This window comes from Lentzea sp. CA-135723 (genome assembly GCF_050936595.1).
GTDB lineage: Bacteria > Actinomycetota > Actinomycetes > Mycobacteriales > Pseudonocardiaceae > Lentzea.
Genome location: NZ_JBNJMK010000001.1, coordinates 7,625,778 through 7,643,483 on the forward strand (window position 1 = coordinate 7,625,778; position 17,706 = coordinate 7,643,483).

The 17,706-nt window shown below is 69.7% G+C and carries 22 protein-coding genes and 2 pseudogenes; 14 read left to right on the top strand and 10 right to left on the bottom strand.

The window, feature by feature from the left end:
• Window positions 1-43 precede the first annotated feature (43 nt).
• Entirely contained in the window at window positions 44-823 is a 780-nt protein-coding gene (locus tag ACQEU1_RS35800) for a carbon-nitrogen hydrolase family protein (RefSeq protein ID WP_433211177.1), read from the bottom strand.
• Between the two features lie 42 nt (window positions 824-865).
• Between ACQEU1_RS35800 and ACQEU1_RS35805 the strand changes: the two genes are divergently transcribed.
• Window positions 866-2,365: an ABC transporter substrate-binding protein gene (locus ACQEU1_RS35805; protein ID WP_433211180.1), complete on the top strand. Its 1,500-nt coding sequence runs from the start codon at window positions 866-868 to the stop codon at window positions 2,363-2,365.
• Here ACQEU1_RS35805 and ACQEU1_RS35810 read toward each other — a convergent pair.
• The gene (locus tag ACQEU1_RS35810; protein WP_433211183.1) at window positions 2,358-2,849 is read right to left on the bottom strand and encodes a hypothetical protein; all 492 of its coding nucleotides are present in this window, start codon (window positions 2,847-2,849) and stop codon (window positions 2,358-2,360) included. The genes ACQEU1_RS35805 and ACQEU1_RS35810 overlap by 8 nt on opposite strands.
• A 10-nt stretch (window positions 2,850-2,859) precedes the next feature.
• Complete coding sequence (locus ACQEU1_RS35815; RefSeq protein WP_433211186.1) at window positions 2,860-3,348, bottom strand: hypothetical protein; 489 nt, start codon at window positions 3,346-3,348, stop codon at window positions 2,860-2,862.
• 27 nt (window positions 3,349-3,375) lie between these two features.
• Between ACQEU1_RS35815 and ACQEU1_RS35820 the strand changes: the two genes are divergently transcribed.
• Complete coding sequence (locus ACQEU1_RS35820) at window positions 3,376-4,509, top strand: aminotransferase class V-fold PLP-dependent enzyme (protein WP_433211189.1); 1,134 nt, start codon at window positions 3,376-3,378, stop codon at window positions 4,507-4,509.
• Here ACQEU1_RS35820 and ACQEU1_RS35825 read toward each other — a convergent pair.
• A complete protein-coding gene (locus ACQEU1_RS35825; protein WP_433211192.1) occupies window positions 4,493-5,788 on the bottom strand; it encodes a M14 family metallopeptidase in 1,296 nt (431 codons plus the stop codon). The genes ACQEU1_RS35820 and ACQEU1_RS35825 overlap by 17 nt on opposite strands.
• Before the next feature lie 132 nt (window positions 5,789-5,920).
• Here ACQEU1_RS35825 and hisD point away from each other — a divergent pair, with 132 nt between their 5' ends.
• The 4 genes from hisD to ACQEU1_RS35845 are packed head-to-tail and all read left to right on the top strand — an operon-like array spanning window position 5,921 to window position 9,091.
• Window positions 5,921-7,237 carry a histidinol dehydrogenase gene (hisD, locus tag ACQEU1_RS35830; protein WP_433211195.1) on the top strand — a complete coding sequence of 439 codons (1,317 nt, stop codon included), beginning with the start codon at window positions 5,921-5,923 and terminating at the stop codon, window positions 7,235-7,237.
• Window positions 7,234-8,340: a histidinol-phosphate transaminase gene (locus ACQEU1_RS35835; protein WP_433211198.1), complete on the top strand. Its 1,107-nt coding sequence runs from the start codon at window positions 7,234-7,236 to the stop codon at window positions 8,338-8,340. Before hisD ends, ACQEU1_RS35835 begins: the two co-directional genes overlap by 4 nt.
• Complete coding sequence (gene hisB, locus ACQEU1_RS35840; RefSeq protein WP_382439875.1) at window positions 8,337-8,936, top strand: imidazoleglycerol-phosphate dehydratase HisB; 600 nt, start codon at window positions 8,337-8,339, stop codon at window positions 8,934-8,936. The genes ACQEU1_RS35835 and hisB overlap by 4 nt, the downstream gene beginning before the upstream one ends.
• Window positions 8,936-9,091 (top strand): hypothetical protein, encoded by a 156-nt coding sequence (locus ACQEU1_RS35845; RefSeq protein ID WP_433211202.1) that lies wholly within the window; start codon window positions 8,936-8,938, stop codon window positions 9,089-9,091. Before hisB ends, ACQEU1_RS35845 begins: the two co-directional genes overlap by 1 nt.
• 41 nt (window positions 9,092-9,132) lie before the next feature.
• Here the strand turns inward: ACQEU1_RS35845 and ACQEU1_RS35850 are convergent.
• From ACQEU1_RS35850 to soxR, 3 genes and pseudogenes are all read right to left on the bottom strand, one after another.
• Window positions 9,133-9,338 (bottom strand): annotated as a pseudogene (locus ACQEU1_RS35850) (hypothetical protein); the annotation flags it as partial.
• 26 nt (window positions 9,339-9,364) lie between these two features.
• The gene (locus ACQEU1_RS35855) at window positions 9,365-9,889 is read right to left on the bottom strand and encodes an RNA 2'-phosphotransferase (RefSeq protein ID WP_433211205.1); all 525 of its coding nucleotides are present in this window, start codon (window positions 9,887-9,889) and stop codon (window positions 9,365-9,367) included.
• Between the two features lie 35 nt (window positions 9,890-9,924).
• Window positions 9,925-10,371 carry a redox-sensitive transcriptional activator SoxR gene (gene soxR, locus ACQEU1_RS35860; RefSeq protein ID WP_433212005.1) on the bottom strand — a complete coding sequence of 149 codons (447 nt, stop codon included), beginning with the start codon at window positions 10,369-10,371 and terminating at the stop codon, window positions 9,925-9,927.
• A gap of 74 nt (window positions 10,372-10,445) precedes the next feature.
• Between soxR and ACQEU1_RS35865 the strand changes: the two genes are divergently transcribed.
• The 5 genes from ACQEU1_RS35865 to priA all read left to right on the top strand — a co-directional run bounded on the left by ACQEU1_RS35865 (window position 10,446) and on the right by priA (window position 14,567).
• Window positions 10,446-11,108, top strand: a complete 663-nt coding sequence (locus ACQEU1_RS35865) for a thiamine pyrophosphate-dependent enzyme (RefSeq protein WP_433211208.1) — start codon at window positions 10,446-10,448, stop codon at window positions 11,106-11,108.
• On the top strand, window positions 11,108-12,001 hold the full coding sequence (locus ACQEU1_RS35870) for a transketolase family protein (RefSeq protein WP_433211211.1): 894 nt from the start codon (window positions 11,108-11,110) through the stop codon (window positions 11,999-12,001). The genes ACQEU1_RS35865 and ACQEU1_RS35870 overlap by 1 nt, the downstream gene beginning before the upstream one ends.
• A 342-nt stretch (window positions 12,002-12,343) precedes the next feature.
• Window positions 12,344-13,156 (top strand): hypothetical protein, encoded by an 813-nt coding sequence (locus tag ACQEU1_RS35875; protein ID WP_433211214.1) that lies wholly within the window; start codon window positions 12,344-12,346, stop codon window positions 13,154-13,156.
• 10 nt (window positions 13,157-13,166) lie between these two features.
• Window positions 13,167-13,802 carry an imidazole glycerol phosphate synthase subunit HisH gene (gene hisH / locus ACQEU1_RS35880; protein ID WP_433211217.1) on the top strand — a complete coding sequence of 212 codons (636 nt, stop codon included), beginning with the start codon at window positions 13,167-13,169 and terminating at the stop codon, window positions 13,800-13,802.
• 33 nt (window positions 13,803-13,835) lie between these two features.
• Complete coding sequence (gene priA / locus ACQEU1_RS35885) at window positions 13,836-14,567, top strand: bifunctional 1-(5-phosphoribosyl)-5-((5-phosphoribosylamino)methylideneamino)imidazole-4-carboxamide isomerase/phosphoribosylanthranilate isomerase PriA (RefSeq protein ID WP_433211220.1); 732 nt, start codon at window positions 13,836-13,838, stop codon at window positions 14,565-14,567.
• Here the strand turns inward: priA and ACQEU1_RS35890 are convergent.
• Both ACQEU1_RS35890 and ACQEU1_RS35895 read right to left on the bottom strand, forming a co-directional pair.
• The gene (locus ACQEU1_RS35890) at window positions 14,533-15,234 is read right to left on the bottom strand and encodes a Clp protease N-terminal domain-containing protein (protein WP_433211223.1); all 702 of its coding nucleotides are present in this window, start codon (window positions 15,232-15,234) and stop codon (window positions 14,533-14,535) included. The genes priA and ACQEU1_RS35890 overlap by 35 nt on opposite strands.
• Before the next feature lie 257 nt (window positions 15,235-15,491).
• The gene (locus tag ACQEU1_RS35895; RefSeq protein WP_433211226.1) at window positions 15,492-15,881 is read right to left on the bottom strand and encodes a PPOX class F420-dependent oxidoreductase; all 390 of its coding nucleotides are present in this window, start codon (window positions 15,879-15,881) and stop codon (window positions 15,492-15,494) included.
• Between the two features lie 58 nt (window positions 15,882-15,939).
• Here ACQEU1_RS35895 and hisF point away from each other — a divergent pair, with 58 nt between their 5' ends.
• The 3 genes from hisF to hisI are packed head-to-tail and all read left to right on the top strand — an operon-like array spanning window position 15,940 to window position 17,401.
• Window positions 15,940-16,698: an imidazole glycerol phosphate synthase subunit HisF gene (gene hisF / locus ACQEU1_RS35900; RefSeq protein ID WP_189158666.1), complete on the top strand. Its 759-nt coding sequence runs from the start codon at window positions 15,940-15,942 to the stop codon at window positions 16,696-16,698.
• Window positions 16,695-17,054 carry a hypothetical protein gene (locus ACQEU1_RS35905; RefSeq protein ID WP_382439887.1) on the top strand — a complete coding sequence of 120 codons (360 nt, stop codon included), beginning with the start codon at window positions 16,695-16,697 and terminating at the stop codon, window positions 17,052-17,054. Before hisF ends, ACQEU1_RS35905 begins: the two co-directional genes overlap by 4 nt.
• Window positions 17,051-17,401, top strand: a complete 351-nt coding sequence (gene hisI, locus ACQEU1_RS35910) for a phosphoribosyl-AMP cyclohydrolase (RefSeq protein ID WP_433211231.1) — start codon at window positions 17,051-17,053, stop codon at window positions 17,399-17,401. The genes ACQEU1_RS35905 and hisI overlap by 4 nt, the downstream gene beginning before the upstream one ends.
• A gap of 4 nt (window positions 17,402-17,405) precedes the next feature.
• On the opposite strand, the pseudogene ACQEU1_RS35915 reads toward hisI, so the two are convergent.
• Window positions 17,406-17,706 (bottom strand): annotated as a pseudogene (locus tag ACQEU1_RS35915) (hypothetical protein); the annotation flags it as partial.

The window sequence follows — 17,706 nt, forward strand, 5'->3', positions numbered from 1 at the left end:
GGCGGCCGTTTCGCGAATGTGTTGACCGCCAGTGAGCCTCGACCTAACTGGAGGTCAAGCGCCGGTTCGCGAGCACCGGCAACACCTCACGAGCCTGAGCCACCACGTCGAAGTCCAGGTCCACCACCGTGTCGGACACCTGCTCCGACAGCTGCACCACGACGTTCCCGAACGGATCGGCGACGGTCGAGTACCCGATCCCGGTGGGCGCCGAAGACCCGAGATCCCCCGGATAAGCCTGCCCGCACGCGACGACGAACGACGTGCAGTCCAACGCGCGCGCTCGCACCAGCAGCTCCCACTGCTCCTTCTTACCGGGCCCGGCACCCCACGACGCACCCATCAGCACCGCCGAAGCACCCTTGTCCGCCAACGCCCGGAAGAGCTCGGGGAAGCGGACGTCGTAACAGGTGGCCACACCCAGCGTGACCCCGTCGACCTCGAAGACGACCGGCGAGGAACCCGGCGCGACCGTGCGCGACTCCTGGAACCCGAACGCGTCGAACAGGTGGATCTTGTCGTACCCGACGTGCAGATCCGGCCCGGTCACCAGCAGCGTGTTCGTCACCCGGTCACCGGAAGGCGTGAACATCCCGGCGACCACCACCACGTCGTGGGCAACGGCGATCTCGTGCACCGCGGACGCCCAGGGCCCGTCCAACGGCTCGGCGACCGGCCCGAGAGGCACGCCGAACCGGCACATCGTCGCCTCGGGCAGCACCACGACCCGTGCGCCCTCGGCCCGCCGCACCGCGTCCCGCACCAGCTCCAGGTTGGAACGGGGATCGGTGGTCGAGCTGATCTGACTCACGGCGATCCGCATGGGGATCAACTGTAGGGTCCTGGCCAGATAAGGTCTAACACTGTGCGTTCCCCACTGCTCCTAGTCGTGTTGCTGGCCGTCGCGGGCTGCACCGAGACCGCCGCACCCCGCCCGGACGGTGGGACGAACGGCACGTCGATCGTGCTGGCCGACCGCGACGAGCCCACCACGCTGAACCCGCTGCTCGGGTACGGCGCGCAGGGCGTGTCCAAGATCTACGACGGCCTGGTCGAGCACCGCCAGGACGGCTCGCTCACCCCGCAGCTCGCGGCCGACCTGCCCGAACCGGCGGCGGACGGGCTGAGCTGGACGGTCAAGCTGCGCGGCGACGTCAAGTTCACCGACGGCAGCACGTTCGGCGCCGAGGACGTCGTGGCCACGTACACCGCGGCGTTGCAGACGACGGTCAAGGAGCGGTTCAGCACCCTGAAGAGCGTGGAGCAGGTCGACCCGTCGACTGTTCGCTTCACGCTGACGCAGGTGCACGCCGCGTTCCCGCACCTGCTCGTGCTCGGCATCCTGCCCAGCGAGCAGGCGACGCCGGAGGGGCAGCCGATCGGCACCGGGCCGTACAAGGTCAGCGAGTGGAAGAAGGGCGACCGGCTGCTGCTGGAGTCCAACGACGGCTACTTCGGTGGCGCGCCGAAGGTCAAGAAGGTGACAGTCGTGTTCGTCACCGACGACAACCAGCGCGCCCGCCGCATGCAGGACGGCGAGTTCGACGGCACGGTGCTGCCGCCCAAGATCGCCGCGCAGTTCACCGGCAGGTCGGGCCTGCAGGTCCAGTACCACCGCAGCGCCGACTACCGGGCCGTGCGGCTGCCCGCGGGCAACCCGGTGACCGGCAACGCCGCCGTCCGCCTCGCGCTCAACTTCGCCGCGAACCGGCAGGCCATGATCGACAGCCTGCTCGAGGGCAAGGGCACCATCGCGTACACGCCGGTGCCGGACGCGCTGGCGGAGGAGTTCGACCCCACCGCGAAGTTCACCTTCGACAAGACCGAGGCCACCCGCCAGCTCGACGTCGGCGGCTGGGTGCCCGGCGCGGACGGCATCCGCGTGCGCGAGGGCGTCGCGGCCCGGTTCACGCTGATGTACCCGCTGGGCGACGACCTGCGCGCCGACCTCGCGACGGCGTTCGCCGCCGACGCCAGGGCCGTGGGCGTGGACGTGCAGCTCGCCGGGCTGTCGTGGGAGGCGATCCGGCCGCGGATGGCCCAGGACGCGCTGCTGTACGGCGAGGGCTCGCCGTTCGACCCCGACCTGATGCTCTACGACCTGCGCGGCCAGGGCAGCCCGGCCGCCGACGCCGCGCTGGAGAACGGCCGCCGGCTGATCGACCCGGCGCAGCGGGCCGTGGCGTACAAGCTCTTCCAGCAGGCGTTCGTCGCGGCGCCGTCGATGGCCGTGCTGGTGTTCCCCGAGCACGCGTACGTGCTGCGCGACTCGTGGAACGGCTACCAGCCCGTGGTCGACCCGAACTCCTACGGCGCGCTCGCCTGGGGCCCGTGGTGGAACCTGGAGAAGTGGGACCCTAAGTAGTCCTGGCGTTGATCTCGCGGACGGCGCGTTCCGGGTCGTCCGCCCAGAACTCGACCCGCGCGACCCGCTGCACGCCGGTCTTGCCGAGGTCCACGAGTTGCGTCTCGCGGAACGGCACGGTGACGTTCGTCCTGGTCAGCGACTGGATGACGAGCGCGTCGCCGATCACCTCGACGCTGCGCTGACCCTTGTGGGTGCGCTCGGCGAGCTGGGCCTGGCCGAGGTCCGACGTGGGCAGCCGCCAGTCGAAGAACCCCAGCTGGCGCAGCCGCAGCTCGTCGTCCGAGACGGTGTGCGGCTGCTTCGTCAGCACGTAGAGAGCGCCCACACACACGACGGCGTTCAGCACGCCCAGGATGCTCAGGGTGATGAGCAGCCACGGGATGTCGAGTCCGAACGCGACGAGCGCGATCCCGACCGCCGTGATGATCAGGAACCGCACGTACCGCGGCTTCATGCGCTTGCCGTAGGGGATCTCCACCATGGCCGTGAGCCTATTTTCGCAGCGCGCGCGCCATGCCGTCGGGGTCGTCGGTCCAGAACTCGATCTTCGTGACGTCGTGCGCACCCCGGCGGCCCAGGTCGACCTCCTGCGGGGCGTTCAGGCGCAGCGAGACGTTGGTGGAGTTGGAGATCTCCAGCACCAGCGTGCCGTCCACAACGGACCGGGTCCTGCCGAGCGTCCGGCTCGTGGTGCCCTGCGTGACGCTTTCGATGGCGCTCAACGGAATCCGGTACTCGAACTCGCGCGCGTACCGCAGCCACAGGTGTTCGTCGTCGACCTCGTGCTTGAACTTGTAGAGCATCCAGAGCTGCCAGCCGAGCAGCAACGCGCTCAGCACGCCGAACGCGAGGAGCACGGCGCGCAGCCAGAACCACGGCACGATGAACTCCACGAGCAGGATCTCCAGCGGTGTCACCACGAGGAAGACCCACAGGAAAGGTCTTGTCTGAGCGCTGTACCCGAACGTGCGATCCCCCATGCACTCGATGGTGGCACAGTGGGGTGAGTGAGCGATCTGATCTTCTTGGACAGCGCAGGTTCCTCGATCCCTCCCGCGCCGGTCGTGGACGAGGTGATCGGCCACCTCAGGCGGGAGACCGAGATCGGTGGCTACCGTGCCGCGGCGGAACGGCGGGACGACCTGGAGGCGGGGTACGGCGTTCTCGCTGACCTGTTCGGGTGTCAGCCGTCCGAGGTCGCGTTCACGGACAGTGCGACTCGATCATGGTTGGCGGCCTTCGACGCGGTGCCCCTGGCGGCCGGAGACCGAATTCTCGTCACCGAGGCCGAATACGCTGGCAACGCGATCCCGATCCTGCGCCGTGCGGCGGAGGCCGGGGCGGTCGTCGAGGTCATCCCGTCCGACGTTCACGGGCAGGTCGACCTCGGCGCCCTGGACCTTGACAACCGAGTCAAGCTGATCTCGCTCGTGCACGTGCCGACGAACGGCGGCCTGATCAACCCGGTCAACGACATCACGGCAGCGGCTCGTGAGGTCGGTGCGCTGGTGTTGCTCGACGCCTGCCAGTCGACCGGTCAACTGGACCTGCGCGGGCTCGACTACGACATGCTGGCCTGCACCGGCCGCAAGTGGCTGCGAGGCCCGCGCGGTACCGGCGCCCTCGTCGTGCGCGACGAGGTGCGGGAGCGGCTCCACCCACGCCTGGTGGACCTGCACAGCGGCTCGTGGACGGGTCCTCAGGAGTACGCGCTGCGCTCGGATGCCCGCGTTTTCGAACTGTGGGAGTGCGGCATCGCCGACCGGCTCGGCCTGATCGCGGCCGCGCGTTATGCCCTGGAGATGGGGCTCGACGTGATCGAGGCCGAGGTCGCCGACCGCGCCAAGCGCTTGCGCGAGGGGCTCGCCGCCATTCCCGGCATCACCGTGCGCGATCTCGGTGAGCGGCAGTCGGGCATCGTCACCTTCACGTCGGAGCGTGTGCCGGCGATGGAGGTGAAGGACCGGCTGTGGCAGGCCTCCGTCGCCGTGACTGTGTCGTCGGCCGGGTCGACGTTGCTCGACATGACCCGGCGCGGCCTGACCGAAGTAGTGCGGGCCTCCCCGCACTACTTCGTCAGTCACGCCGAGGTCGACCGGGCGCTCGAGATCATCGAGCAGGTCGTCAGCAGGACACGTTGATGACGCGCTTCACGCAGTCCGAGTAGCCGACGAACATGTCGACGGCGCGGTCGTTGCGGCTCGTCTGCGCCGCGATGACCGTGTCGCGCGGGTAGAAGCCGTTGAGGCCGCCGCTGCTCGGGTACATCTCGAAGGTGTAGGACCAGATCTTGTGCTGGCCCCACATCCAGTCGTCGATGCTGCCGTCGGTGATGTAGAGGTCGCTCGCCTGCTCCGGTGTGTAGCCGTTGGTGGCGGCCATCTGCTGGCCGAGCGTGCGGAACGCGCGTTCCTCGGTCGCGTCCAGGCCGGGCGCGGTGTTCGCGGTGGTGTAGCCGAAGGGCCACAGCACGAGCTCCGAGAACGAGTGGAAGTCGATGTTCGTCTTGATCTGCTGGACACCGCCGACGACGCGGGAGTCCACGAAGTTCTTGACGGCGGTGGTCTCCGGCGCGGAGAACGCCGACGGGCCGCGGTAGGTGTCCGACGTCGTGCTGCCGCTGGAACCGCCGCAGCAGCCCCACTTGTAGCCCCAGTTGCGGTTGAGGTCGGTGCCGTTGCCCTGGCGGTTCTTGCGCCAGCCGCGGAAGGAGCCCGTGGCGATGTCGTACTCGACGCCGTCCGGGTTGACCATCGGCACGAACCACACCTCGCGGCTGTCCACCAGGTTCTTGATGGCCGGCGTGGAGTAGTTGTCGGTGTAGCGCTTGATGATCTGCAGGCACTGCTCGACGGTGATGTGCTCACGCGCGTGCTGGTTGCACGTGAAGATCACCTCGGGCTCCGCCTCGTCGGTCGCGACGTTGTCGCTGACCTTGAGGGCCCAGATGTCCCGGTTCTGCGCGCTCTTGCCGATGCTGCGCAGGCTCGCGAGCGTCGGGTGGTCGCGCACGGTCTGCTGGAGCTCCGCGGTCATCTCCGCGAAGTTGTGGTAGCCCGTGTAGCCGGACGGGAAGTCCTGCGTGCCGATCTGGCCGGGCTGCGGGTCGGCGAAGTCGACCTTGCCGAGCGCCTTGAGCTCCTTCTCGAAGTCGCCGACGTACCTGATCGGCAGCCCGGTGGCCTGCAGGGCCCGGTACTGCGCCTTGTCCGCGACGACCGAGACGGTGGTGAGCTTCACCGCACCGAGCACGTCGACGCCGGACTGCGCGATCTGCGTGCGCTCGGCGGACGTGTTGGCGGTGATCTCCAGCAGGTAGCGGCCGGAGTCGGCCGTGCTGGGCGTCGCCATGCCCGCGACCAGCACGGGCAGGCATATGGCGAGCATCGCGGCGATCTTGCCGCGGCGCTTGGTGAACATGGGTCCTCCATCATCAGCAGGGGTTTGCGACGGAGATGTGCTCGACCGAGCGTGGCCGGGGCGTCACAGGCTGAGTAGCGCCGATAGCGGGCTGACCGTTGACAGATTTCCGCAGGAACTAGGCTGTGAGCCATGCTGAACCGCATCGACCTGCGAGGTCGCACCACGACCCCTGCTCAGTTGCGCGCCGTCGTGCCGCGCGCCGAGGTGGACGTGGACGCGGTTCTGCATCACGTGCGGCCGTTGGTGGACGCCATCGCCGAGCGCGGTGTCGAGGCGGCGTTGGAGTACACCGAGAAGTTCGACGGTGTTCGTCCTGCTTCTGTCCGTGTGCCCGCTTCGGAGATCTCGTCCGCTTTGTCCTCCTTGGACCCGGCGGTCCGCGAGGCGCTGGAAGAGGTCATCACGCGCACCCGCAAGGTGCACGCCGACCAGAAGCGCGTCGACACGACGACCCAGGTGGTGCCCGGCGGCACCGTCACCGAGCGGTGGGTGCCGGTCGCCCGCGTCGGCCTCTACGCGCCCGGCGGCCTGGCCGTGTACCCGTCGACGGTCGTCATGAACGTGGTGCCGGCCCAGATCGCCGGCGTCGAGTCGCTGGTGGTGTGCTCGCCGCCGCAGGCCGAGTTCGGTGGCCTGCCGCACCCGACGATCCTCGCCGCGGCCGCGCTGCTCGGCGTCGACGAGGTGTGGGCGGTGGGCGGCGCCCAGGCCGTGGCGCTGCTGGCGCACGGCGGCGTGGACACCGACGGGGCCGAACTGGCCCCGGTCGACGTGGTCACCGGTCCCGGCAACATCTACGTGACGGCGGCGAAGCGCCTGCTGCGCGGGCTGATCGGCATCGACTCCGAGGCCGGGCCGACGGAGATCGCGATCCTGGCCGACTCGTCGGCCGACCCCGTGCACGTGGCCGCCGACCTGATCAGCCAGGCCGAGCACGACCCGCTGGCGGCGTCGGTGCTGGTGACGGACTCCGTCGAGCTGGCGGACGCCGTGGACACCGAGCTGGAGCGGCAGGTCGGCGCGACCAAGCACAGCGAACGCGTCCGCACGGCGTTGGGCGGCAAGCAGTCCGGCACCGTGCTGGTGTCCACTGTGGACGAAGGTGTCCGGGTGGTCGACGCGTACGCCGCCGAGCACCTGGAGATCCAGACGCGGGACGCGCGCGAGGTGGCGGCGCGGATCCGGTCCGCGGGCGCGATCTTCGTCGGCGCGCACTCGCCGGTGTCGCTCGGCGACTACTGCGCCGGCTCGAACCACGTGCTGCCGACCGCCGGCTGCGCGCGGCACTCGTCCGGGCTGTCCGTGCAGACGTTCCTGCGCGGCATCCACGTGATCGACTACTCCGAGGAAGCACTGCGGGAGGTCGCGGACAAGGTCGTCGCGCTGGCCAACGCGGAAGACCTGCCCGCGCACGGGCAGGCTGTCACAGCGAGGTTCTCTCGATGAAGCCAGTGATCGGCGCACGGGTGGAGCTGTCGGACCTGCCCCTGCGCGAAGACCTGCGCGGCCGCACGCCCTACGGTGCGCCGCAGCTCGACGTCCCGTACCGCCTGAACACCAACGAGAACCCGTACGCGCCGACGGACGCGCTCGCCGCCGACGTCGTCGCCGCGGTGGCCGAGATCGCGGGCGAGCTGCACCGGTACCCGGACCGCGACGCGGTGGCGTTGCGCGACGACCTGGCCGCGTACCTGACCGAGGCCACGTCGGTGCCGCTCACGTCCGAGAACGTGTGGGCGGCCAACGGGTCCAACGAGATCCTCCAGCAGATCCTGCAGGCGTTCGGCGGACCCGGCCGGGTGGCGCTGGGCTTCGAACCGTCGTACTCGATGCACCCGATCATCGCGGCGGGCACGCGCACCGAGTGGTCGCCGACCCCGCGCCGGGCCGACTTCTCGCTGGACGTGGAGAAGGCCGCGGCGCTGATCGCGGAGACGAAGCCGGACGTCGTCTTCGTGACGTCGCCGAACAACCCGACGGGCCAGTCGATCCCGCTCGACGACCTGCGCCTGCTGATCGCCTCCACGACCGGGATGATCGTGGTGGACGAGGCGTACGCGGAGTTCTCCCCGCAGGAGAGCGCGATCAGGCTGCTGGACGAGTTCGGCTCGCGGCTGATCGTCTCGCGCACCATGTCGAAGGCCTTCGCGTTCGCCGGTGGCCGTCTCGGCTACCTGGCGGCGGCCCCGGCCGTGGTGGACGCGCTCCAGCTGGTGCGCCTGCCGTACCACCTCTCGGCGCTGACGCAGGCGGCCGCGCGCGCCTCCCTGCGGCACGCCGCGGAGACCCTGGGCTCGGTGGCGAAGCTCGCCGCCGAGCGCGACAGGGTGTCGGCGGCGCTGACGGACCTGGGCTTCCAGGTCGTGCCGTCGGACGCGAACTTCGTGCTGTTCGGCTGGTTCGAGAACGCACGCGAGACCTGGAAGTCCTATTTGGACCACGGCGTGCTCATCAGGGACGTCGGAATCACTGGTCACCTGCGGGTGACCGTCGGAACGCCCGAGGAGAACGACGCGTTCCTCGCGGCCAGCAAGGAGGTCAGCCGGTGAGCCGTGTGGGCAAGGTGGAGCGCACCACCAAGGAGTCGTCGGTCTACGTCGAGATCGACCTCGACGGCACCGGCAAGGTCGAGATCAGCACGGGCGTGCCGTTCTACGACCACATGCTCACGGCGTTCGGCGTGCACGGCTGCTTCGACCTGATCGTCAGGGCCACCGGCGACGTGGAGATCGACGCCCACCACTCGGTGGAGGACATCGCGATCGTCCTCGGCCAGGCCCTGCGCGAGGCGCTGGGCGACAAGAAGGGCATCCGCCGCTTCGGCGACTGCTGGATCCCGATGGACGAGACCCTCGCGCACGCCGCGGTGGACGTCTCGGGCCGCCCGTACACCGTGCACAAGGGCGAGCCGGAGCAGTTCAACAGCTTCGTCATCGGCGGCAACTACCCGTTCGTGCTCAACCGGCACGTCTTCGAGTCGCTCGCCTTCCACGCCCAGATCGCCCTGCACGTGCGGGTCGAGTACGGCCGCGACCCGCACCACATCGCGGAGGCCGAGTACAAGGCCATCGCCCGCGCCCTGCGCGCGGCCGTGGAGCCGGACCCGCGCGTCGGCGGCATCCCGTCGACCAAGGGCGTGCTCTGATGCCGAAGGAAGTCGTCGTCATCGGCCTGCTGGCCCTCGCGGGCTTCCTGGCCGGTGGCGTCTACACCACCTGGAAGACCGCCAAGGTCCTGGCGGTCGTCCTGCTGGTGCTGACCGTCGTGGCCGTAGGCGGCGCCGTCCTCTGGCTGCTCTAGGTGTGATGTCCGGGAGGTTGGTCAGGCGGGTGCGGTAGCAGGGACCCGTTGTCGGACATCACTCTCTCGACGGTGACGCCTCGTTCGGCGAACCAGATGGGCGTGGCCGAGCAACGGCCCGCCCAGCCGGCGCGGGACGTGCCGGTGGCCGCGGCGGTTCGCCGGGGATCCGGTCGATGCGGGACAGGCGGTTGATCCGGCAGCGGACCGGGACCGCGTGCGCCGCCGACGCCGGAACTCCGAGCCTGACGTCGCCGGCTTCGACGATGTGCTTCACGTGGTCCGGAGATAGCGGGCCGGGACGTGCTGCGTGAGCCACACGCCGTTGGCGCTGAGCCGGAACTCGTGGCCGTCCGCGTGCATCGCCTGGGCGTCGACGACGAGGATCAACGGCCGTCCGCGCCGTGCGCCGACCCGGCGGGCGGTCTCGCGGTCCGGTGAGAGGTGCACGTCGTGGCGGGACATCGGCCGCAGCCCGTCACGCATGATGTCGTCGAGGTACTGCGCGACCGTGCCGTGGAACAGGTCGCCGGGCGGGACCGCCGCGGGCAGTCCGAGGTCGACCTCGACGCTGTGGCCCTGGTTGGCCCGGATGCGGTCGCCGTCGACGACGAAGCGCTTCTTGTCGTTGCGTTCGACGACCTCGAGCATGTCCTCCTCGGAGATGCCGAGGGCGCTCAGGAGGTCGGCCACGGACACCCAGCCTGCCGCGTCGAGGGTGAGACCGACGCGCTCCGGCTGGTGCCGCAGCGCCTTGGACATCCGCTTGGAGAGGCGGATCATTCGTTCGTCTTCCATTTGGTCACCAGGAAACCACAGCGAGTCCAGCGGTTTTAGTCGGTGCCGCCCTCGAGCACGGGCTTGAGCTTGGGCGCGCCGGGGCCGTGCGACGCCTGCTCGTCGTCGATGTTCTGCAGCGCGCAGCTGCGCAGCGACAGGCAGCCGCAGCCGATGCACCCGCTGAGCCGGTCGCGCAGCCGGTAGAGCGCGTCGATGCGCGCGTCGAGCTCCGACTTCCACGAGCGCGAGAGGCGTTCCCAGTCGGACTTCGTCGGCGTGCGGTTGTCCGGGAGCTGCGCGAGGGCGTCGCGGACGTCCTCCAGCGTGAGGCCGACGCGCTGGGCGGTGCGGATGAACGCGAGCCGGCGCAGCACCGAGCGCAGGTAGCGGCGCTGGTTGCCCGCGGTGCGCACCGAGGCGATCAGGCCCCTGTCCTCGTAGAAGCGCAGCGCGGTGTGCGGGACGCCGCTGCGTTCGGCGACCTGGCCGATGGTCAGCATTTCCGGCAGCTTGCTCACCAGATCATGGTAACGGTCTTGACCTCCAGCATGGTCGAGGTTGAAGAGTTGGTGCCATGCAACGGATACCAGAGCTCTTCGCGAGGATGACCGGGGACGAGAAGCACGAGTGGGCCGCGGCCTCCACCATCGACGTGCTCTGGGTCCTCTACGACAAGGTCCTCAACGTCACGCCCGCGACGGTGGACGACCCCGACCGCGACCGGTTCCTGCTCTCCAAGGGCCACGGCCCGATGGCGTACTACGCCGTGCTCGCCGAGAAGGGGTTCATCGACGAGTCCATTTTGGACGACTGGACCTCGTGGGACAGCCCGCTCGGCCAGCACCCCGACCGGGTGCTGGTGCGCGGCGCGGAGATCAGCAGCGGCTCGCTCGGTCACGGCCTGCCGATCGCCGTCGGCACGGCCATCGGCCAGCGGGTCGCGGGCAGCCGCGGCCGCACGTTCGTGCTGGTCGGCGACGGTGAGCTGGACGAGGGCAGCAACCACGAGGCCATCGCGGTGGCAGCGCGGCGCGGGGTCGCGAACCTCACCACGATCGTGATCGACAACCAGTCCGCGATGTACGGGTGGCCCGGTGGCATCGCCAGCAGGTTCGCCGTCGAGGGCTGGCAGACGGCCGAGGTCGACGGCCGCGACCACGAGGCGATCTTCGCCGCACTGACCGCGCCGCACGACCGCCCGTACTCGGTCGTCGCCAAAGTGGAGAGGGGCTACTGATGGCCACCATGCGCCAGGCCTTCGTGAAGACGGTCAACGACGAGATCGCCGCCGACCCGCGCATCGCCGTGGTGACCGCGGTGATCTCCAGCAACGAGTTCCCGCAGGAGAACGAACGCGTCGTGGACGTGGGAATCCGCGAGCAGACCATGGTCGGAGTGGCGAGCGGACTGGCCCTGGCGGGACTGCGGCCGGTCGTGCACAGCTACGCGCCGTTCCTGGTCGAACGCCCGTACGAGCAGATCAAGCTCGACATCGGACATCAGGACGTCGGCGCGGTGTTCGTGAGCATCGGAGCGTCCTATGACGACCCGGCGTGGGGCCGCACCCACCAGTCGCCCGCCGACGTCGCGTTGTTCGACACGTTGCCGGGCTGGACCGTGCACGTGCCGGGCCACCCGGACGAGGTGGTCCCGTTGCTGCGCCAGGCCTTGAAGGACGAGAACCGGGTCTACCTGAGGCTTTCGCTGCGGGAGAACACGCAGCCCTATCCCGTGGGCGAAGGATTCACAACCTTGAAGCACGGCAAGCGCGGCGTCGTCCTCGCCGTGGGCCCGATGCTCGACCGCGTGTTCGCGGCCGTCGAGTGCGAGAAGGCCGATGTCACCGTGCTCTACGCGGCGACGGTCCGTCCGTTCGACTCAGACGGACTGCTCAAGGCCGTGCAGGAGACCGACCACGCCGACGTGATGGTGGTGGAGCCGTACCTCGAAGGAACTTCCTCGCATCTGGTTTCAGATTCGTTGCAACGAATTCCGCACCGTGTGCGTTGTATAGGCGTCAAACGACACGCAGAGCTCCGCAACTACGGCACGGCCGAAGACCATGACGCTGCTCATGATCTTGACGTGGTGGGGCTGGGGAGTGCTGTGCGGAGTTTCTTCAGGGGGTGAAGGAACGTGTTCGCCATGGGGGATGACTGGACCGGAGCGCCTTCTCGCGCCGTCCGGCCGTGAGGTGGGGGCACGATCAGGAAAGGTCCTGATCGTGCCCGATCCACCTCCTGCGCATCGTCGAGCCGCCGGGTCGGTCTCATGTGGACGGAATCGGCGGCCGTTCCCCGGCGGGGTCGGGCTTTCTCGTCTTCTTCGCTGGTGGCGCTGAAGATCCCGGTACGGATCACGGTTGCTTCGTGCGTGCTGGAGTCGTGTTCATTGCACGGATGCGTTCCCGGTGCGTGATGTTCCGGGCATGTCCGCACGGGCGCGCGAGGCGGACCAGGAATGATGTTGGTCGTGAGAATGCTGATCTGGACCCCGTTGAACGCCGCCGAGCTGCAGAAGGCCATGCACAGCGGCAACGTGGGGCCCGCGGCGCTCGTCCCGGTGCAGTCCGGCACGGTGCTCTTGCCCCCTCCGGCCACGAAGCTCAACGAGGCCGCGTACATGACGAACCGGGTGCGCAAGATCGGCGGTGGCGCCGCGCTGGCCGTGTGGAACGACGACGCCGCGTTGCTCTACATGTTCACGACGTCGCTCGGCCGCGCCTCGATGTGGGGATCGCGCGAAGCCGTGCTCCGGCTGTCGGCGCAGGCCAAGCAGTCCGGGCCGGTCGGCAGGGCGTTCGACCGCATGACCGCGGGCATGGTCGACCTGCGCGAGAAGGAGAAGTGGCAGCTCGACGCCATCGACAAGCTCACCGCGCTGCACCCGTCCGCGAGTCGCAAGGGCACGCTCGAACGCATCCGCGACTTCGAGAACGGCCGCGCCGCGATCCCCGACTTCTTCCGCGCCGCCGGGCTGCTGGAGGTCGCGCAGGTGGCGGAGCTCACCGAGCAGGGCAGGGCGGACGCCGTGCTGATGACGCTCGAACCGCCGCGCGCGCAGCTGTGGCCGCTGGCCCTGATCTTCCCGCTGATGGTGCTGACGGCGCTGGTGACGGTCGTGCTGAACATCCCGGCCGTCGTCTACTACCTGATCGGCGCGTTGCTGCTGGCGTTGCTCGTCGGGTTGCTGGTGATGCTCCGGCGGCGGCTCGTGCGGACGAAACCGATCAACACGGTGCTGCCGGTCATCCCGGTGACCCAGGGCGCGGTTCCGACCGACTAACCTGAACGGCGTGGCACGTGTCGTCGTACTTGACTATGGCTCCGGCAACCTGCGCTCGGCCGAGCGCGCGCTCCAGCGGGTCGGCGCCCATGTCGAGGTGACGTCCGACCCCCGCGCCGCCCGTGAGGCGGACGGTCTCGTCGTCCCCGGCGTCGGCGCGTACGCGGCGTGCATGGAAGGCCTCAACTCGGTGCACGGCGCCAGGATCATCGGCGCGCGCCTCGCCGGCGGCCGCCCGGTGCTCGGCATCTGCGTGGGCATGCAGATCCTGTTCGACCGCGGCATCGAGCACGGCGTGCTCACTGAGGGCTGCGGCGAGTGGCCCGGCACCGTCGAGCGGCTCGAAGCGCCGATCGTGCCGCACATGGGCTGGAACACCGTGCGCGCGCCCGAGGGGTCGCAGCTGTTCGCCGGGCTGGACAAGGACACGCGGTTCTACTTCGTGCACTCCTACGGCGTGCGCCGCTGGGAGCTGGAGCCGGCCGACCACCTCAAGGCGCCGCTCGTGACGTGGGCGGACCACTCGGGCGACGAGTTCGTGGCGGCCGTGGAGAACGGGCCGCTGTGGGCGACCCAGTTCCACCCGGAGAAGTCCGGCGACGCCGGGGCGCACCTGCTGGAGAACTGGCTGACCACCTTGTCGTGATGCCGGTCCGCGAGCTGCCGCTAGGCTGACCGCGTGACGTTCACACTCCTCCCCGCTGTTGACGTGGCCGACGGTCGTGCCGTCCGGCTCGTGCAGGGCGAAGCCGGTACCGAGACGAACTACGGCGAGCCGCTCGACGCGGCCCTGCAGTGGCAGCGCGACGGGGCGGAGTGGATCCATCTCGTCGACCTCGACGCGGCGTTCGGGCGCGGCTCGAACCGCGACCTGATCGCGCGCGTCGTCGGCGAGCTCGACGTGAAGGTGGAGCTGTCCGGCGGCATCCGCGACGACGCCTCGCTCGAAGCCGCCCTCGCCACCGGTTGCGCGCGCGTGAACCTCGGCACCGCCGCGCTCGAGGACCCGGAGTGGTGCGCGAAGGCGTTGGCCGCGTACGGCGAGCAGATCGCCGTGGGCCTCGACGTCCGCATCACCGAGCAGGGCCACCGCGTGAAGGGCCGCGGCTGGACGTCGGACGGCGGCGACCTCTGGGAGGTCCTCGACCGGCTCGACCGCGACGGCTGCACCCGCTACGTCGTCACCGACGTGTCGAAGGACGGCACGCTCACCGGCCCGAACCTCGACCTGCTGCGCGAGGTCTGCGCCCGCACCGACGCCCCGGTCATCGCGTCCGGCGGCGTGTCCACCGTGGACGACCTGGTGGCCCTGTCCGCGCTGTCCCGCGACGGCGTCGAGGGCTCCATCATCGGCAAGGCCCTCTACGCCGGCGCGTTCACGCTCCCGGAAGCACTCGCTGCGGTCCGTTGACCACGGACTCGATGTGAGCGGCCGCGGCCGCGTGCGTCACACCGGTGTTGTGAAGCACGTCGGCCGCGGTCCCGTCGGCCTCCAGCAGCACGCCGAGCAGGATGTGCTCGGTGCCGATGAACATGTGCCCCATCCGCAACGCCTCGCGCACGGCCAGTTCGAGCGCCTTCTTGCAGTGCGTCGTGTACGGCTGCTTCTCCGGCCGTTGCTTGGCCTCGGCGTCGAGCCGGTTGAGCGTCGCGATGCGCGTGCTGCCGTCGCCTGACTCCAGCTTCGCGATCGTCTTGGCCGCGAGCCCCGCCGACTCGTCGAGCAACCCGAGCAACAGGTGCTCGGTGCCGATCCGCTCGCTGAACCGGGCGTGGTGCCGCGCGAGCGCGACGACCCGCCGCGACCGCTGCGTGTAGCGCTCCATCGTCGGCTTGCCCAGGTCCGGTGACTCCTTGGGCACGAACCGCTTCTGCGCCGCCTGCTTCGTGACGCCGAGGCTCTCCCCGATCTCGGCCCAGCTCGCCCCGCCGCGCCGCGCCTCGTCCACGAAGTGGCCGATGAGGTGGTCGCCCAGCTCGCTGAGCTGACCGCTCATCTCGACGGCCTTCGCGAGGCGCACGAGAGCGTCGTCGGCCTCCTGGGCGACGGTGACGATGAGGTCGGTCAACTGGATCACGCCGTCAACTCTAGGTTGACATTGATTCGCCGGTCAACCTCGGGTTGACGCATCGCGATCAACGTTGAGTCAACATGGACAACCCCTGATCAACGTTGACGACCCTGGTCAACATTGACAAATGACAACGTTGTCTTCCGCGCGCAAGCGTTCGCCGTGTCCATGTTGACGGCGCGCGTCAACGTTGATTTGACGAAGTCAACGTTGAGTCAATGTGGACAGTCGACTCAACGTTGACCCGGTGTTGACGACTCAACTCAAGCTTGATCGGGGGTCGCGGTGATGCGGATGCCGACGGAGCCGGTCCGCCCGCGCCGCACCTTGCTGCCGAAGACCGTGACCCAGCCAAACAGCCCGTACTTCTTCGAGATGCGCGACCGCACGTCGTCGCTGGCGTCGTCGTCCAGCAGCACCGCGTGCGCCGGGACCGACGGGCCCTGGGGGTTGCCGCGGACGTCGCACGGCCCGATCTCCACGTCGCCGCTGCGCCGGATGCGCTTGACCTTGCCGGTGTCCCGCGCGCTCCAGGCGTAGATCACGTCGTCGTTCTCACCGCCGACGACCCAGACCGGCGTCGGCACCGCGGTGCCGTCCTTGCGGAACGTCGTCAGCAGCAGGTACTTGCCCGCGCCCAAGTCGCTGATCATGGCGCCGCAGCGTAGTCCTCGGCGCGGCCTTTCAGGGCTCCCCGGTAGGCTTTCCCGCATGTCAGTCGCGGTCCGTGTCATCCCCTGTCTCGACGTCGACCGCGGCCGGGTGGTGAAGGGCGTCAACTTCACCAACCTCGTCGACGCGGGCGACCCGGTCGAGCTCGCCAGGGCCTACGACGCCGAGGGCGCGGACGAGCTGACGTTCCTCGACGTGACGGCCAGCAGCGGCGACCGCGAGACGACGTTCGACGTGGTCCGCCGCACCGCCGAGCAGGTGTTCATCCCCCTCACGGTCGGCGGCGGCGTGCGCAGCCCCGAGGACGTGAACAAGCTGCTCCGCGCGGGCGCGGACAAGGTCAGCCTCAACACCGCCGCCATCGCGCGCCCCGAGCTCCTCAAGGAGTGCTCGGAGCGGTACGGCGCGCAGTGCATCGTGCTGTCCGTCGACGCGCGGCGCGTGCCCGGCGGCACCGGCTTCGAGGTCACCACCCACGGCGGTCGCACCGGCACCGGCATCGACGCCATCGCGTGGGCCGCGAAGGGCCAGGAGCTGGGCGTCGGCGAGATCCTGCTGAACTCCATGGACGCCGACGGCACCAAGGCGGGCTTCGACATCGAGCTGCTCGAGCTGGTGCGCCGCGAGGTGGACGTCCCGCTGATCGCGAGCGGTGGCGCGGGCGCGGTCGACCACTTCCCGCCGGCCGTCGCCGCGGGCGCGGACGCCGTGCTCGCCGCCAGCGTCTTCCACTTCGGCCAGCTCCGCATCAGCGAGGTCAAGGACGGCCTGCGCCAGGCGGGCGTCGTGGTGCGATGAGACCCGTCGAGGTGCGGGTCGCCTCGGCGGTCGCGCTCGGCGGCGCGCTGGTGTTCTTCGTGGTCGGCCTGATCCTGTGGCGCGCGACCGGCGACCCCGACGTGCTGAAGCTGCCGTCGTTCATCGCGATCGTCGAACTCCCGATCGCCGCGGCCCTGCTGCTGCGGCTGAGGTTCATGCACTACCCGGCGATGATCGTCTTCATCCTGGTCGCGCTGCTGCACCTCGTCATCGTGCTGGCCGACGGACCGGCGTGGGCCCGCGTCGCGTCCGGCGTGCTGTCCGCAGTGCACATCTACGGAGTGGTCCTGCTCAACACCGGACCCGCTCGCGAACACCTGGGAGGTCCCCGTTGAGCAGCTCGCTCGACCCCGCCGTCGCGCAACGCCTCAAGCGCACCCCGGACGGCCTCGTGTGCGCGGTGGCCCAGCAGCGCGGCACCGGTGAGGTGCTCATGGTGGCGTGGATGGACGACGAGGCACTGCACCGCACCCTCACCACCCGCCGCGCCACCTACTACTCGCGCAGCCGCCAGCAGCTGTGGGTGAAGGGCGAGACGTCCGGCCACACCCAGTACGTGCACGAGGTGCGGCTCGACTGCGACGGCGACACGCTGCTGCTGACCGTCGACCAGCAGGGCGCGGCCTGCCACACGGGCGACCGCACCTGCTTCGACGCCACGGTGCTGCTCGCCGACGCGTGACGGCCTAGTCCAGGTCGCCCGTCAGGTAGCGCTGCATGTTCGGGGCGATGGCCTTGACCACGGTCTCCAGGTCGGTCGAGGCCAGCGGCTCGAAGTGCACGACGTACCGGACCATGCCGAGGCCGACCATCTGCGTCGCGCACAGGGTGGCCCGCAGTTCGCGCTGCTCGGCGCCGATCTCGGTCAGCAGGTTCCTGCCGATCGCGGTGATGAACGAGGCGACCAGCGCGTTCGCGACCTCCTCGTGCGGTGACGCTGCGAGATCAGCGCGGCGAGCGTGCCGCCGCCGGTCGCGTCCCAGACGG